This is a genomic window from Aureimonas sp. AU20 (assembly GCF_001442755.1).
Classification (GTDB): Bacteria; Pseudomonadota; Alphaproteobacteria; order Rhizobiales; family Rhizobiaceae; genus Aureimonas.
Map to the genome: position 1 here is coordinate 2193995 of NZ_CP006367.1, position 16139 is coordinate 2210133.

The 16139-nt window shown below is 64.5% G+C and carries 12 protein-coding genes; 8 read left to right on the top strand and 4 right to left on the bottom strand.

Features of this window, described 5'->3' with window-relative positions; translation table 11 throughout:
- Positions 1-94 precede the first annotated feature (94 nt).
- Positions 95-2101 carry a WecB/TagA/CpsF family glycosyltransferase gene (locus M673_RS09675; RefSeq protein ID WP_061975714.1) on the top strand — a complete coding sequence of 669 codons (2007 nt, stop codon included), beginning with the start codon at positions 95-97 and terminating at the stop codon, positions 2099-2101.
- 191 nt (positions 2102-2292) lie between these two features.
- Here the strand turns inward: M673_RS09675 and M673_RS09680 are convergent, their stop codons facing one another.
- Positions 2293-3720, bottom strand: a complete 1428-nt coding sequence (locus M673_RS09680) for a phospholipase D-like domain-containing protein (RefSeq protein ID WP_061975717.1) — start codon at positions 3718-3720, stop codon at positions 2293-2295.
- 492 nt (positions 3721-4212) lie between these two features.
- Here M673_RS09680 and M673_RS09685 point away from each other — a divergent pair, with 492 nt between their 5' ends.
- The 6 genes from M673_RS09685 to M673_RS09710 all read left to right on the top strand — a co-directional run bounded on the left by M673_RS09685 (position 4213) and on the right by M673_RS09710 (position 12618).
- The gene (locus M673_RS09685) at positions 4213-6519 is read left to right on the top strand and encodes a mechanosensitive ion channel domain-containing protein (protein WP_061975718.1); all 2307 of its coding nucleotides are present in this window, start codon (positions 4213-4215) and stop codon (positions 6517-6519) included.
- 526 nt (positions 6520-7045) lie between these two features.
- Positions 7046-8374, top strand: coding sequence for an ABC transporter substrate-binding protein (locus M673_RS09690; RefSeq protein WP_374755540.1), 1329 nt, complete (start codon positions 7046-7048; stop codon positions 8372-8374).
- A gap of 183 nt (positions 8375-8557) precedes the next feature.
- Positions 8558-9421, top strand: coding sequence for a carbohydrate ABC transporter permease (locus tag M673_RS09695; RefSeq protein ID WP_061975720.1), 864 nt, complete (start codon positions 8558-8560; stop codon positions 9419-9421).
- A gap of 3 nt (positions 9422-9424) precedes the next feature.
- Entirely contained in the window at positions 9425-10255 is an 831-nt protein-coding gene (locus M673_RS09700; RefSeq protein ID WP_061975722.1) for a carbohydrate ABC transporter permease, read from the top strand.
- Between the two features lie 13 nt (positions 10256-10268).
- Positions 10269-11273 carry an ABC transporter ATP-binding protein gene (locus M673_RS09705; RefSeq protein ID WP_061975724.1) on the top strand — a complete coding sequence of 335 codons (1005 nt, stop codon included), beginning with the start codon at positions 10269-10271 and terminating at the stop codon, positions 11271-11273.
- Between the two features lie 241 nt (positions 11274-11514).
- A complete protein-coding gene (locus M673_RS09710) occupies positions 11515-12618 on the top strand; it encodes a hypothetical protein (RefSeq protein WP_061975726.1) in 1104 nt (367 codons plus the stop codon).
- 127 nt (positions 12619-12745) lie between these two features.
- On the opposite strand, the gene M673_RS09715 is transcribed toward M673_RS09710, so the two are convergent.
- Both M673_RS09715 and M673_RS09720 read right to left on the bottom strand, forming a co-directional pair.
- Positions 12746-13576, bottom strand: a complete 831-nt coding sequence (locus M673_RS09715; RefSeq protein ID WP_061975728.1) for an aldo/keto reductase — start codon at positions 13574-13576, stop codon at positions 12746-12748.
- 132 nt (positions 13577-13708) lie between these two features.
- A complete protein-coding gene (locus tag M673_RS09720) occupies positions 13709-14338 on the bottom strand; it encodes an NAD(P)H-binding protein (protein ID WP_061975730.1) in 630 nt (209 codons plus the stop codon).
- 132 nt (positions 14339-14470) lie between these two features.
- Here M673_RS09720 and M673_RS09725 point away from each other — a divergent pair, with 132 nt between their 5' ends.
- Entirely contained in the window at positions 14471-15586 is a 1116-nt protein-coding gene (locus M673_RS09725) for a Gfo/Idh/MocA family protein (RefSeq protein WP_061975731.1), read from the top strand.
- 67 nt (positions 15587-15653) lie between these two features.
- Here M673_RS09725 and M673_RS09730 read toward each other — a convergent pair whose 3' ends face one another.
- The gene (locus M673_RS09730; RefSeq protein WP_061975733.1) at positions 15654-16112 is read right to left on the bottom strand and encodes an Lrp/AsnC family transcriptional regulator; all 459 of its coding nucleotides are present in this window, start codon (positions 16110-16112) and stop codon (positions 15654-15656) included.
- Between the last annotated feature and the right edge of the window lie 27 nt (positions 16113-16139).

The following is a 16139-nucleotide window of genomic DNA, read 5'->3' on the forward strand; positions in this document are numbered from 1 at the left end:
TCGGCCTCAACGTGGCGTTCGCGCCCAGGCGCGCATTCCAAGGGTGTCCTTAAGATTTGGCGGTCATCATGCCGCCAGACGGAAGGATCGCTGCATGATGTCGACGATCGAGTATCTCGGGATGCGTTTTCTGGACGCCAATCCCTCGGGGGTGCGCGCCGCGTTTCGAGAGGCGCTGAAGGGCGGATTCGGCTATGTCGTCACGCCCAATGTCGATCATGTCGTGTCCTATCATCGTGGCGACGCCGCCCTGCGCGAGGTCTATGACGGCGCTCGTTTTCAGATTTGCGACAGCCAGGTTCTCGCGAAGCTCGCCGCTCTTTCCGGCGTGCATCTGACGCCCTATCCCGGTTCGGACCTGACGCGCGATCTTCTGGAACACCCGATTCAGCGCGGCGTGCGCATCGCGGTGATCGGGCCGGACGAGGCGGCCTTTCGCGATCTCGTGGCGCGCTTTCCCTCGATCGCCCTTCGTCATGTGCCTTGCGGCGCCCGGCTTGCCGTCGGTTCGGCCGAGTGGCGGGAGACGGTGGCGCGTGCCGTGGCGGCGGAATGGGACCTTCTCCTCGTCTGCCTGTCCTTTCCCAAGCAGGAACTCTTCGCCCGCGATCTCGGGCTTGCCGGGCGCCAGCGCGGCTTGGCGCTCTGCGTAGGCGCCAGCGTCGATTTTCTGACGCAGCGCCAGATCCGCGCGCCCGAGCCGATGCGACGCGCGGGCCTCGAATGGCTGCACCGCTTGGTGAGCAATCCCCGGCGCATGGCCGGGCGCTATCTCAAGCGCGGACCGGTGATCTTCGCTTTGGCGGCCGGCGCCTTTTTCAAGGCCAAGCCGGCGGAGCCGGTGGTGCCGGGTCGTCGCCGCGTTCTGTTCTTGACGACCGTTCTGCCTCATGGCCGCACCACCGGTGGCGAGATCGCCTCCATGAACTTCATCGACGGGTTGAAGGCTGCGGGCTGCGAGGTCGAGGTCGTCGGCTATCACCGGCAGGGGCAGGACACCAATCCGCCTCCGGGTTTCCTGTCGCCTTGCGACTGGCCGATCGAAAGCGCGGGCAGGCCGCTCCAGGCCGGGCTCTGGATGGGCAGCGCGCTACTGACCGGTCGGCCTTACTCCGTGCAGAAATATGTCGGCGCGGCGATGAAGCGCTTCGTGCGCCTTCGGCTTCGCACCCGGCCCGCCGATCTCGTCGTGGTCGACCATGCGCAGGCCAGCTGGCTTCTTCCCGCCTTGCCGCGCGAGCAATCGGTGGTGCTGATCGCGCACAATGTCGAGCATCGGCTCTATGGAAGCCATGGCGATGCGATCGCCGGCGCGGCCAAGCCGGGCCTACGGCAGCGGTTGAAAAGCGTGGTCTATCGGCGCGAGGCCGAGACGCTTCTGCGAATCGAACGGGCGGCGGTGGCCCGCGCAGGGCAGGTCTGGACCTTATCGGAGGACGACGGATCAGCCTTCGCCCAGCTGGAACCGGGCAGGGTGGTTCGAACCTTCGGCGTTCCCGGCCAGGCGTTTCGCGGGGCCTCGCAGCCGCTGCCGGACCCCAGCGTCGATGTCGGGCTTCTCGGTAGCTGGAACTGGGACGTGAACCGCGCCGGTCTCGACTGGTTCTTGGCGAACGTCGCGCCGCGCCTGCCGAGGCATCTTCGGATCGTCGTCGCCGGGCGAAGCCATCATGCGCCGGGAACGTCGCTCGGCCCGGTTCGCTTCGCCGGCTTCATGCCGGATGCCGGCGCCTTTCTACGAAGCTGCGCGGTGGTTGTGATCCCGAGCACCGTCGGCTCGGGCATTCAGATCAAGACGATCGAGACGTTGGGCCTCGGTGTGCCGACCGTCGCCACATCGATCGCCCTGCGCGGCATCGACGATCCGCCGCTGGACCTTCGCGTCGCCAATGGCGCCACCGACATGGTGAGTGCCATTTTGGAAGCGCTGAACACGCCGAGGCCGGACGGGCGCGACGGTGCGGCTTGGCGTCTTGCGCGCGAAAAAGCGTTCCAGGCGGATGTCGCCGCCGCGCTGGACGGGTTGCTCTGCCTGAAACGAGGGCCGGAAGTGCAAGCGAAGGAACCAGCCTGGGCTGCCTTCGAGGGCATGGTGGTCTGAAGAGCACCCTTTGGCCACGTCGACGCCAGGAATAGCACCTTTCAGCGGCCACTTGCATAGGAGCCATGCGCTGAAAGGGGTAGCTCACGCGGCTGGAATTTGGTTCAAGTGACTTGCAACACTTCCTCCCAGAACGTTGCATCGCTAGAGCCCGCTCTGTCCTCCCTAGAGCGGGCTCATTTGTGTCCGGCTCAGGCGGGCTTGGCCTTTCGCCAGTTGCGAGGCTTCAGCCTACGGAACAGGCCGCGCTTTTCGAACCCTTCGAACATCTCGTCCGGCCCTTCCGGGTCCAGAACCTCGTTGTCGGCCAGCCATTGCTCCATGCCCGTGAGCTCCGGGCGCTCATAGGGGCGCAGGGTCTTGCCTTCGCCGCGCAGCGCCTCGATCGTGGCGATCAGCGATCCGGTGCGTTCGATCTCGGCCGTTACGACCTCGCGCTTCACACCAAGATGCTCGGCGAGCAGATCGTCCCGCAGATGGAGGATCGTCGGCCCCTTGTCGAAATTGCCCGGCAGCGAGGTGTCGATCGTCACGTCGCATTCCGTGTCGAGGCGCATCGAGCGGTTGTTGAGGTTGGAGGAGCCGACGCGCAGAATGCGGTCGTCGACGATCAGGATCTTGGCGTGGACATAGATCGCGTCTCCCCCATCCGTGAACGGATGGTAGATGCGGAAGCGGCCATGCCTGTCGTGTTGTCGCAGAACCTCGTGCAGGCGCGCGCGTGCCGTGTCCATCGCCAGCGGTTCCAGCCAGCCCTGCGCGTTCAGAGGGTTGATGAGGACGATCTCCGGCCCGTCCTCCTCGTCCAGCCGCTTGGCGATCGCCTCGGCGATGCGGCGCGATGCGAAATATTGGCTCTCGGCGTAGATCGTCCGGCGTGCCGAAGCGATCTGATCGAGATAGAGCGTCTCGATCTCGGTGATCGGCCCATGGGTGTGCGAGGGCGGGCTCGATCGCGACACGGCCATGCGCACATTCTCGAAATGCGGCTTCAGTTTCTCGGGCCACGGGTCGTAGGTGCGGCCCAGCGGCTCCATCGGTCGCCCGCCGGCATCGTGCCAGCGGTCGCGTGCGACCTGCGCCAGCGCCAGCGCCATCGGGCCGTCCACGGCTGTCGTCGCGTCGTGCCAAGGTTTGTGCGGCTTGCCGCTGACCAGAAGCCGGCGAGGGTCGTGATGGACGTGCTCGCGCGTGTCCCAGCGCTCCTCCGTCACGTCGATGCCGCCGCAAAAGGCCAGGCTCTCGTCGATCACGACGATCTTCTGATGATGCGAGGCGCCGGGCGGATGGGTGCTGTCGAGCTTGGTGTGAATGCGCCGATGGCTCATCCACTTCATCACCGTGAAGAGGGTGGAGCCCCGCACCAGCGTCTTCAGGGCGCCGAGGTCCCAGCGCAGGAGATAAACCTCCAGGGCCGGGTTCTGGTCCACCAGCCAGTAGATGAAGTCGCCGACCTTCTCCGGCGCGTTGTCGCCTTCCGGCCGGCCAAGGCGAATGCGCGCGTCGAAATCCCAGCCCACCAGAACGATGCGGCGCTTGGCGCGCAGCATGGCCGCGCGCGCGTGAACGAAATACTCGTCCGCATCCACGATCAGCGCGGCTCGATGGGCCTCGGCCACGCAGAGGCAATTCCCGCCGGGACGAAATTGGACTCCCTTCGCTGCGTCGAGAGAGTGCGGGGAGGCGGATTTCGGTTCCGAGGCGCGACCGTGCATGACATCCTTCGGTGCTTCTTCATTATGGCCTGTCCTTAAGCGAGCGACGCCTCGCTGGGATGACAGGTCCGGACCCTCGCGGCTCCGTGAGCAAAGATGCGGCAAGATGCGCAAGGGACAAGCGGCAAAAGGAGGAGCGACTGATCTCCGCCTCCTGATCCCGCAGCTCATGCTTCGGTGATCCTTAACGCCTTCATCTCGTACGGCCCGATCTTCGGCGAAGTCTCGCCACGCTTATGTTGCAAGGCAACAGAAATGACTCCCCGACGTTTCCGACCATCTCGCCGCCGTACCAAGGCGAGAGGAGAGAGACCGACGACGCTCGGACCCGACCAAGCTCCCGAACTGCGCTTTTGCGTAGGGAGCCGGTTCGACGCGAAACCGAACGAGGACCTCTTGCTGAAACGACTTGTCGCGATCGCGGCCCTTTATGCCCTTGTCATCGCCGCGCTGCCGACCGCCGCGCTGGCCCAGATTCCGATGATCCCAGGCCTGACCACCGGGGCGGCGAAGACACCGCAGACCGAACCAACCGCTGCCGCGACCGATCCGCAGGCGGACCGCGAGGCCTTGCAACGGGTGATCGGCCTCCTCTCGGACGATGCGCGCCGCGCAGCCTTGCTGAACGAGCTGCGCTCGCTCGAGGGCGCTCTGCCCGCCGGCAAGGGGGAGGCCGCGAAGGCGGGTGCGGACGGGGCACAAGGGGCTCCGGCCGAACCGCCGGCAGGGGGCGAGAAAGCCCCCATCATCGGCGACAAAGGGTTGATCGGCGCCATCTCCTCGAGCCTTGCCGAAAGCGGCGAGGCGGCGCAGACGACATCCCTCGGCGCGCCTGTGGAGGAGAAGCTCACCCAGGCGGCCGACGAGCTTCAATCGCGCATCGACAGTTCGTTCGGCGGCAAGGCGACGCTCGATTTCTTGACCTGGGCGCTGCCCGGCGCCGTCGTGGTCGTCTGCCTCTACGTGTTCCTGTTTCGAAACCGCTGGCTGCGTCGGCGGCGCGAATTGCAGCAGCGCCCGATCGGCACGGCCTTCCAGATCGCGCGCCGGATTGCCCAATGCGTGCCCTTCGGCGTCGTGCCGCTCCTGATCGTGGTGGGCGCGGCCTCGGCCTGGGCCGCCGCCTTCGCGCCGACCTGGCGGGACGGGCGGCTCTTCGTCGCCCTGTTCTCGCCGCTCTTCGCCGCGCTCGTGACGCGCCAGCTTCTCTACTACATGCTGATCGCGCTTGGCCCGACGCGCGGCTGGCGGCTGATCGGCTATGCGCAACGCCGCCTCCTGCGCTGGGTTTCCACGCTGGCCGCCCTTGCTGCGACGGCGGCGATCCTTCGCGAGTTCAGCCTGCGGACCGTGGTCGGCTTCAACGTCGCCGACGTCGCCTCGCTGGTGATCGACCTGTGCCTTGCTGTTCTGACGGCGGCCTTCATCCTGCGCCACAGGCTGACCGTGCGCAGTCTTCTCATTCGCGGCCATCGCGAGGGGCGTGCGAAGGATCGCTCGTCCGGCGTCCTGTCCTCAGCCTTCCGGGGGCTCGCCACGTCCTGGCATCTCGTGGCGCTCGCCTTCGTGGTCGCCAATGTCGTCGCGCGTCTGACGGGGACGGGCAACGGCATGTTCATTCTCGAGAGCACGGCGGCGCTTCTCTACATTTTCGGCGGCTTGGCGCTGCTGGCTGTGGCCAATGCCGGCTTCCGGCGCCTATCCGGCAACATGAGCCGGGGGCGCATCACGTTGCGGAGCGCGGTGACGCGGCGCTATCTCGATATCTTCCATCTGCTCTTGCAGATCGCGGTCGCCGCCTTCGTGGTGGTGCAGGCGGTGGATGTCTGGGGCTTCGACCTCGCCGGCTGGCTCGGCTCCGAGCGAGGCCAGCGCTTCGTTCAGCCCATGCTCTCGCTCATCATCGTCCCGGCCGTGATTTACGCCATCTGGACGACGATCGACACGGCCGTGACCCATCTCTTGGAGCCGACCGACAGCCGGGGCCGGGCGCGCACGCGCTCGGGCCGCATTCGCACGCTCCTTCCGCTTCTGCGCAACCTCGTCTTTGTGGTCCTGTCGATCGTCACCGTCATCGCCATGCTGGCCAATATCGGCGTCGACGTCACGCCGCTCTTGGCCGGTGCCGGCGTCATCGGTCTGGCGTTCTCCTTCGGCGCGCAGCAATTGGTGCAGGACGTCATCACCGGCTTCTTCATCATCTTCGAGGACACGATCGCAGTCGGCGACGTGATCTCGACGGGCGATCGGACCGGAACGGTGGAGGGGTTGACGATTCGCACGGTGCGCATCCGCGACGGCAACGGCGCCTTGCACTCGGTTCCATTCAGCCAGATCAAGGCGCTGCAGAACAACTCGCGAGGCTTCGGCATCTTCCCCCTCAACGTGTCCATCGCCTTCGGCTCGGATGCGGACCGGACCATGGAGATTATGCAGGAGGTCGGCCGCCAGATTCTGACCGATCCCGTCTTCGGGGCAGACATGCTGGCCCCGCTGGAGATTTGGGGCGTCGACGGCTTCACGCGGGAGGGCGTCGTCATCAAAGGCGCGATTCGCTGCAAGCCGTTGCAGCAATGGAGCGTCGGGCGGGAGTTCAATCGCCGCCTGAAGCGGCGGTTGGATGAGGAGCAGATCCGCTTCTTCGCCGCCGAGCAGCGCATCGCCGTTCACGAGGACGGGCAGATCCGCCTTGCGACGAACTGAGGTCGAGCAAGCATGATGCGGCCAGCGATGCGCTTGACGCGAGTGAGGAGCCCAATCTTCCTTGCCTACGCGTCTTCGATACCGCTGTTGAACACGCCATCATCTCCTCTCCGGATTTGGGGTCCTTCCGCGATCGGCTTCGGCCGATCGCGGGTCGATTCCGTACCGATTGCGAAAGCGAAGGCTGACTGAGATTTTCCTGTATAATGGGCGTTCGGTCTGGACCGGCCTTTTCACCTGAGGTTACATGGCTCGAAGTTGCTGCGTCGAAGGGTGGACCTGTCCTTCCTTTGGGGCAGGGCGGTCAGAGCGAGGCTTGGGAAGGGCGGTTGAACCGCCATTCAATCCGACGGGGATTGCGGGTGACGGAATGTTATATCGCTCTTGCGTTCAAACCGCAGATCGGTGCCAATGTCGCTCGCACGGCATCAATTCGTTCGCGATGGAGTCGAGGCCATCGTGAGTCGCCAGCTGAGATGATCTCGGAACAAGGGCCCCGGACGGGGCGTCAGGGAGGAAAGTCGATATGCGCATGGGAAAGATGAACTGTTTCGTAGCGGCCGCGAGCTTGCTCGCGCTTGCCGGCAATGCCAATGCGCAGCAGCCGACGACGCTGACGATCGGCACCGTCAACAACAATGACATGATCGTCATGCAGAGCCTGACGGGTGAATTCACCAAGGCTCATCCGAACATTCAAGTGAACTGGGTGACGCTGGAGGAGAACGTCCTGCGTCAGCGCGTCACCACCGACATCGCGACCAATGGCGGCCAGTTCGACATCATGACGATCGGCACCTACGAGGTTCCGATTTGGTCCAAGAAGGGCTGGCTCGCGCCGCTCGACGCGCTCGGAACCGACTACGACGCCGACGACCTGCTGCCGCCGATCCGCGCGGCGCTCTCGACGGACGGCAAGCTCTTTGCGGCGCCGTTCTACGCCGAGAGCGTGATGACGATGTATCGCAAGGACTTGCTCGACAAGGCCGGCCTCAAGATGCCGGAGAAGCCGACCTGGAGCTTCATCGCCGAGGCGGCGGAGAAGATGACCGACAAGTCGGCCGGCGTGTATGGCATCTGCCTGCGCGGCAAGGCCGGCTGGGGCGAGAACATGGCCTTCCTCGGCAACATGGCCCGCTCCTTCGGCGCCAACTATTTCGACGCGACCTGGAAGCCGCAGTTTGAGAGCGAAGGCTGGAAGAAGGCCGTCGCCCTCTATGTCGACCTGATGACGAAGTACGGACCTCCGGGCGCCGCTTCCAACGGCTTCAACGAGACGCTGTCGCTCTTCGGCCAGGGCAAGTGCGGCATGTGGATGGATGCCACCGTCGCGGCGTCCTTCGTCACCGACCCGAAGCAGAGCCAGGTGCCGGATAAGGTCGGCTTCGCCCCGGCGCCTTGCGGCATCGACAACTGCCCGAACGACGGCGCGAACTGGCTCTGGGCCTGGTCGCTCGGCATTCCGGCTTCCTCTCAGAAGAAGGAAGCGGCCGAGACCTTCGTGTCCTGGGCGACTTCCAAGGCCTATCTCGACCTCGTCGCGAAGGAGAAGGGCCTCGCCAACGTTCCTCCGGGCACGCGTCAGTCGCTTTACAAGAACGCCGACTACCTGAAGGCCGCGCCTTTCGCGCAGCAGACGCTGAACTCCATCAATAAGGCCGATCCGTCCATGGGCGAGAACAAGCCTTATGTCGGTCTCCAGTTCGCCGCCATTCCTGAATTCCAGGGTCTCGGTACGGCTGTCGGCCAGCAGATGGCGTCCGCCCTGTCGGGCTCGACGACGGTCGATCAGGCGCTCGCCGCCGCGCAGGCGCAGGCCACGCGCGAGATGACACGCGCCGGCTACATCAAGTAAGCTCCGAATCTATCCTCCGGCCGGCCCTGTGCCGGCCGGAGGATTCATATGTCGTCGTCGGATGATCGGGAGACATTTGCCGGCCTGAGACCTGTTCGGCCGGCGCACGCGTGGCGCCGAGATCGCGCGCTATCCATCACCAGCCCGCACGGAAGAAGGCGGGCGCTTCGCCCGGGGGGAACTATGGCGACAACGCATACCAAATCGGTCGCGCGCTGGATGATGGCGCCTTCGGTGGTCGCACTGTTCATCTGGATGATCGTGCCGCTCGCCCTGACGCTCTACTTCTCGACCCTGCGATACACCTATTACGACCCGATTACGCCCTTCGTCGGCATCGAGAACTACACCTACTTCCTGTCCGATCCGCGCTTCATCAGCGCCTTCCAGAACACGCTGATCCTCGTCGCCGGGGTGCTCGCGATCACCATGATCGGCGGTGTTCTCATCGCGCTCCTTCTCGATCAGGCCTTTTACGGCCAGACGGTCGTGCGGCTTCTCGTGCTCGCCCCGTTCTTCGTCATGCCGACAGTCGCCGCGCTGGTCTGGAAGAACATGATCATGAACCCGGTGAATGGTGTGATCGCCTGGGCGCTGACCACCGTCGGGTTGCAGCCGATCAACTGGCTGACCGATCATCCGCTCCTGTCGATCATCATCATCGTCGCCTGGCAGTGGCTGCCCTTCGCCACGCTCATCCTCCTGACCGCGCTTCAGTCTCTCTCCGAAGAGCAGAAGGAAGCGGCCGAGATGGACGGTGCCGGCCCGATCTCCTCCTTCTTCTACATCACGCTGCCGCACATGAAGCGCGCCATCACCGTGGTGATCCTGATCCAGACGATCTTCCTTCTATCCATCTACGCCGAGATCTTCGTCACCACCGGCGGCGGCGAGGCGTCCTCGAACCTGCCCTTCCTGATCGCCTCGATTATCTCGCTGGAAGGGGATGTCGGAACGGCATCGGCTGGTGCCATCGTCGCGGTCGTCCTCGCCAATATCGTGTCGATCTTCCTCGTCCGCCTCGTTGGCAAGAATCTGGAGGCCTGATCCATGGCGCGCGCTGTTTCCAACCGTCGGAAGATCCTCACGACCGTGGTCGCCTGGGTCGTCGGATTCCTGATCTTCTTCCCGATCCTGTGGACGATCCTGACCTCGTTCAAGCCCGAGATTGAGGCGATCGCCATTCCGCCGAAGTTCCTGTTCTTCAACTGGACGACGGAGAACTACGCGGCCATTCAGGAGCAGAGAAACTACTTCTCCTTCCTGATGAACTCGATCTACCTCTCGCTCGGCTCGACCTTCCTCGGCCTCGTCTTCGCGATCCCGGCGGCCTGGGCCATGGCCTTCTCGCCGACCAAGCGCACCAAGGACGTGCTCTTGTGGATGCTGTCGACCAAGATGATGCCGGCCGTGGGCGCGCTCGTGCCGATCACCATCCTGTTCCGCACCCTCGGCCTGCTCGACAGCCGGCTCGGTCTGATCGTCGTCCTAACGCTGATCAATCTGCCGATCGTGGTCTGGATGCTCTACACATACTTCAAAGAGATCCCCGGCGAAATTCTGGAGGCGGCGCGCATGGACGGCGCCAACCTACGCCAGGAGTTGTTCCGCGTCCTGGCGCCGATGGCGGTGCCGGGCATCGCCTCGACCATTCTGCTGAACGTCATCCTGGCCTGGAACGAGGCGTTCTGGACGCTGCTGCTCACCACCACGAACGCCGCGCCGCTCAGCGCCTTCATCGCATCCTTCTCCAGCCCACAGGGGAATTTTTACGCCAAGCTTTCGGCGGCCTCGACGCTTGCAATCGCGCCCATTCTCATCATCGGATGGTTCTCGCAGAAGCAGCTCGTGCGTGGCCTGACCTTCGGCGCCGTCAAGTAAGGGAGTAGACGACATGGCATCGATCCAACTCAAGAACGTCAGCAAGCGCTTCGGCGAGGCCGTGATCATCCCGGACCTGAATCTGGATATTCGCGACGGCGAGTTCGTGGTCTTCGTCGGGCCGTCCGGCTGCGGCAAGTCCACCCTGCTGCGCCTGATCGCGGGCTTGGAGGACACGTCGGACGGCGTGATTTCGATCGACGGGCGGGACGTCACCAACGTGCCGCCGGCCGGGCGCGGCCTTGCCATGGTGTTCCAGTCCTACGCGCTCTATCCCCACATGAGCGTCGGCGCCAATATTGGCTTTCCCCTGAAGATGGCGGGCGAAAGCAAGGACGTGATCGATCGTAAGGTCCGGGCGGCAGCGGCCACCCTGAACTTGACCGACTATCTCCAGCGCAAGCCGCGCGAGCTTTCGGGCGGCCAGCGCCAGCGCGTGGCGATCGGCCGGGCGATCGTGCGCAGCCCCAAGGGCTTCCTGTTCGACGAGCCGCTGTCCAACCTCGACGCGGCGTTGCGCGTCAACATGCGCCTGGAGATTTCCGAGCTGCACGCGCAGCTGAAGACGACGATGATCTACGTCACGCACGATCAGGTCGAGGCCATGACCATGGCCGACAAGATCGTCGTCCTGAACCGGGGCAACATCGAGCAGGTCGGCTCGCCGCTCGAACTCTACAGCAACCCGCGCAACATGTTCGTGGCCGGCTTCATCGGCAGCCCGAAGATGAACTTCCTTTCGGGCGCGGCGGCCGCCAAGCACGGCGCCAACACGATCGGCGTGCGCCCCGAGCATCTTGCCATCTCAAAGGACGGCGGCGAGTTGAAGGGCACGGCGGGGGTGTCCGAGCATCTTGGCTCCGACACGTTCATTCACGTGCGTCTCGATAATGGCGAGCAGGTGACCGCACGCGGCTTGGGCGACTACCGGGTCAGCCATGGCGATCCCGTCTACCTCACGCCCGAAGCCAACCGCATCCATCGTTTCGACCAGTCCGGTCTCGCCGTCGCGGCTTGAACGGGGCGCATGATACGCCCGGACGAGTGGACGGGCTTGGACTTCGCAGAGATGATTCGGAGTTGATAGGGCGGCAGCGATGCCGCCTTACTTCATTTCCGAGGCGGGGTTCGGTCCGGCAAACGCGCCGCAGGGCGACGCCGTACCGCGCTCGGAGAAGGGTCGGACCGATGGTCACGGACAATCCATTGACGTTCTCGCTCCGGTGACATAGTCGGCCGCAAGCAGGAGAGGGACGACCATGGCCAACAGGCAGGATCGACGTTACGCGGCCAAGCTGGCGCGGCAGGCGGCGAAGGGGGATCGTTCACCCGCCGCCAAGGCTCTTCTCAAGGCGGCGGCCGATTTCATGGCGGACCAGCCCATCGAGATCGATTTCTCGATGGAGGATATGGATCGGGCCTGGGATCGTCTGAAGCCTGTGCTCTGGGATCAGCTCGAAGAGGATTTTCCGCTTTTCCGACGCGCGCTGTTCGACGACTCGGCATCGCTTCAGGTGACGGCGACTTCGGCGGAGGGCGAGGAGATCGCTCTCGACATTCAGACGGTTCTGTTCCCGGTCGTCGGAAAGCGCGCGACGCTTGAGGCCTTCGCCGCCGACCAGGCGAAGCTTGACGAACTCGCCCGATCCTTGCGCGAGTCCGGCGTCGTGCCGGAGCGCTCGTCCGTCGCGATCATGCCGTCCGTCATCGCAGCCTTCTCCGCTGATCTCGATCTGTCGGGTCCGGATCTCGTCCATATGCTGACGAAGTCTCTCGCCGAAACCCTGCTCACGCCGGACGGCGCGGACGGAGCGCTGACATTCGAGGAAAAGGCCGACATGGTTCTCGAATGGATGCCCTCGCTGATGCCGGAAACGGACGGCGAAGAGGAGGTGTCGGGTTTCCTCGTCGGCGTCGTGGCGGTGGAGATCGACACTACGGAATTGTCGGAGGACGAGCTCGAAGCGCAGGACCTCTCCCTTGCGGCCGCCGGACAGTCCTGGGCCGACACCTATGCTTCTGATCTTCCGTTCCGCTTGGGCGGGTTGTCGCTCTGGTCCGATGCCGGCGTCGCGAGCGCCTGGCACAAGGTAGCCTGCGACATCGACGCGGAGATCGAGCGCCGTGGGTTGCCACGCGAGATCGCCGAGGTCCACGCTTATCTCGAAGGTGGGGTTGAGGAGTCACTCCTCGCTGTGCGGTGCGGCGTGAGCATGCTGGGTCCGTTCAGGGTGTCGAACAGGCTCGTCTTTACGGATGTGGATGGTTTCGCGGCCGAGGCGGAAAGCCTCGGAGGCGAGCTCATCGAGTACGAGCGCGCCGAACCATTGCTGAAACTGATTGCGGCAACGGGGGCCCGGTAGAGGAAAACCAGAGCGCGATCTTGTCCGTCGATCCTCGTACGGCCTTTTTGGATCGACATTGTTCTCAGCGAACGGCGTGGGGGGCAGGCGAGAGACCTCGCCCCCCACGCCGAGACAAGCTTCCGGTTCAGAACTTCGCAGTCATAGGATCGGAACCGATGCGGCCGTCGCTTGCGTCCAGCGCGGCGATGGCCGACAGGTCATCCGCATTGAGCCGGAAGTCGAACACATCGAGATTTTCGGCGATGCGGCTCGGCGTCACCGATTTCGGGATGACCACGAGCCCATTGTCGATGTGCCAGCGAATGATGATTTGTGCAGGCGTCTTGCCGTGCCGCTGCGCGATTTTCGCGATCGTGCCGTCCGAGAGCAGCTGGCCTTGGCCGAGCGGACTCCAGGACTGGGTGGCGATGCCGCGCGCCGCATGGGCCTCGCGCAAGGCGCGCTGCTGAAAGCGCGGGTGAAGCTCGATCTGGTTCAGAACGGGCGCAACGCCGGTTTCGCCGATCAGCCTGTCGAGATGCTCGGCCGTGAAGTTGGAAACGCCGATGGATTTCGCCCGGCCTTCCTCCCTCAGGCGAATGAACGCCTTCCATGTGTCCACGAAGAGACCGCGCGCGGGCGAGGGCCAGTGGATGAGGTAGAGATCGACATGATCGGTGCCGAGCCGTGTCAGACTTTCCTCGAAGGCACGCAGCGTGCTGTCGAACCCCTGGTTCTCGTTCCAGAGCTTGGTGGTGAGGAAGACGTCGTCCCGCGTAACCGATCCCTTGCGTAGACCCGCGCCGACGCCGCGCTCGTTCTCGTAGATCGCGGCCGTGTCCACATGGCGATAGCCAACATTCAGGGCCTCGGCCACCGCACCCGTGGCCGTGTCGTCCGGCACCTGCCACACGCCGAGGCCGACCTGCGGGATGGCCCGGCCATCGTTCAGGGGGATCGAGGTCTGTTCGCTCATCGCATCGTCTCCAGTCGATCTGCTCGCTTTTTGCCTAGAATTGGTTAGGCGAACTTACGGCAGCTTCCGAGGCAGACAGTTCGGGCGGAACGGGGAAAAGTCGAGAGGGTCGGCTTGGCCTACCGGTCGATCTCAGGCGAGTTCGGCCGACCGGACGATGTGAAGACCGGGGCTGGCGGCGAGGGCCGCGTCTAGAAGCCGGCTGGCGATGCGCTCGGCCGGATTGATGCGCCAAGCCCTGGGTAGGATCGACCCGGCCGCGCCGGCGAGCGTAAGCGCGATGCGCTCCATCGCGCGATGCTCGGACCGCTCGCCGCCGATGAGCCCCGGCCGTAGGATCGTCGCGAACGAAAAGCCCAGTTCCTTCACCGCCTGTTCGGTCTCGCCCTTGACCCTTGGATAGAGAAAAGGCGAGCCGGCATTGGCGCCCGCTGCCGAAACGAGCGCAAGGGTCGGCGTGCCGTGCACACGTGCCAGCCGCAGCGCTCCGAGGGTGAGGTCGTGGTCGACATGCCGGGAAGCCGCTGCCGAACCCGCCTTTCGCCGCGTCGTTCCGAGCGCTGAGATCGCGGCGTCGGCTGCCCACCATTCCGCATGCTCGGGCAGGTTCTCGAAGTCGATTGGCATCACGCGCAGTTTCCCCTGCGCGGGAATGGCGCGGCGCACGGGAGCGATGACTTCGGTAACACGCGGATCGCGCAGCGCCTGCGTGAGAACCTCAGCGCCGACCAGACCCGTGGCGCCCAGCAAGAGAAGCCTCATTCCCCGTCTCTCCATCATCCAATTCCAACCCATCCCAGAGGGCGCCAAGCGATCCCTCGGGAACAATCGGGCGGTTGCATCTCTTGGCCTTTCATCACGAGGCGAGCCTCGTTTCTCAGCACGGAAGAGAGAATGTTCGGAAGTCATAAGAAGGTCCGTTACGCCGTCGTCGCGGGCGGCCAGATCTCGCAGCAGGCGTTCATGCCCGGCATCGCCCGCACCAGCAATTCGGAACTGACGGCTCTGGTCACGGGCGATCCGGTGAAGGCCGACAAGCTGGCCAAGCTCTACGGCATCAAGGCCTGGAGCTACGAACAGTATGGCGAACTGCTCGCCTCGGGCGAGGTGGACGCGGTTTATGTCGCGACGCCGAATTTCCTGCATCTCGCCTATGCCGTCCCGGCGCTCGAAGCCGGCGTCCACGTTCTTTTGGAAAAGCCCATGGCCGCCAGCGTCGAGGAGGCCGAGGCCATCCTCGCGGCGCAGCGGAAGGGCGGCGCCAAGCTGATGATCGCCTATCGCCTTCATCACGAGCCGGGAACGGTGGAGATGATCACCCGCGCCCGCAAGGGCGAGTTCGGCGAGTTGCGCAGCTTCGTTTCGACTTTCACCCAGAACATCCGCGAGGAGAATTCGCGCGGCCACAACGGCTATTGGTGCGGCCCGGTGCCAGACATGGGGACCTATCCCTTGAACGCCGTGCGCAACCTGTTCGGTCTGGAGCCGATCGCGGTGCATGCCGTCGGGACCAAGACGCCCAGCCGCGGTTTCAACTTTCACGATACGGTGGCGGTGACGCTACTTTTCCCCGGCGATCGCGTCGGGCAGTTCACGGTGAGCTACGCAACCGCGCCCTCGGAATCCTTCGACCTCGTCGGCCGCACGGCGAGCATCCATGCCTCGCCCTGCTTCATGTTCGGTCCGAGCACCGGCATCGCCTATGTCGAGAAAACCGACGCTGGCGAGACGAAACATAAGTTCGATCCGGTCGAGCAGTTCGGAAACGAAACCGAATATTTCTCCGAATGCATCCTGAACGACCGCCGGCCGGAAGCCGACGGCGAGGAGGGCCTCCTCGACATGCGCGTCCTCGCCGCCGTCGAACGCTCCCTGGAGACAGGCGAGACGGTGACGCTCCAGCCAAGGACGCGCGATCGCCATGTCGAGCCGGACCAGGCGCTCAAGCTGAAGCCGGCCAAGGCACCGAGCGAGGACGAAATGATCAACATCATTCCGCAGTCGGCCTAGGCAAGTTTTGAACAGGCGGCGCGCGCGGGGTGTTTCGTCGCCGCCCGTTCGCTGCCTGAAGCGCGCCTCAAACCGGAACGTAGGTCGAGGCTTTGACGCGCTTCAGGGTGAAACTCGTGCTGATGGAGCGCACGTTCGGCAGTTCCGTCAGCGCGTTCTTCACGGTCGCCTCGTAGTCGCGAACGCTGCGCGACACGACCTGGAGGAGATAGTCGTGCTCGCCGCTCAGCGAATAGCATTGGAGGATCTCGGGCACGTCGGCGACGGCCTTCTCGAACTCCTGCAGGCGCTCGCGTCTATGCTCGACTATCCTGACGAAACAGAACACCACGATATCGAAGCCCACCGCTTCGGGGTCCACGAGATATCGCTTCTCGCTGAGGATGCCGGCGTCCTGGAGCCTTTGGAGCCGGCGCCAACAGGGCGTATGGCTGAGCCCGGTCTGCTCGCCGAGCTCGCGCATGGTCAGATCGGGCTTCTGCTGGATGACCTGGAGTATGCGCCGGTCCGCGTCGTCGATCTCCATCGGCGGGGCCTCCCGTCCCCTCGGATC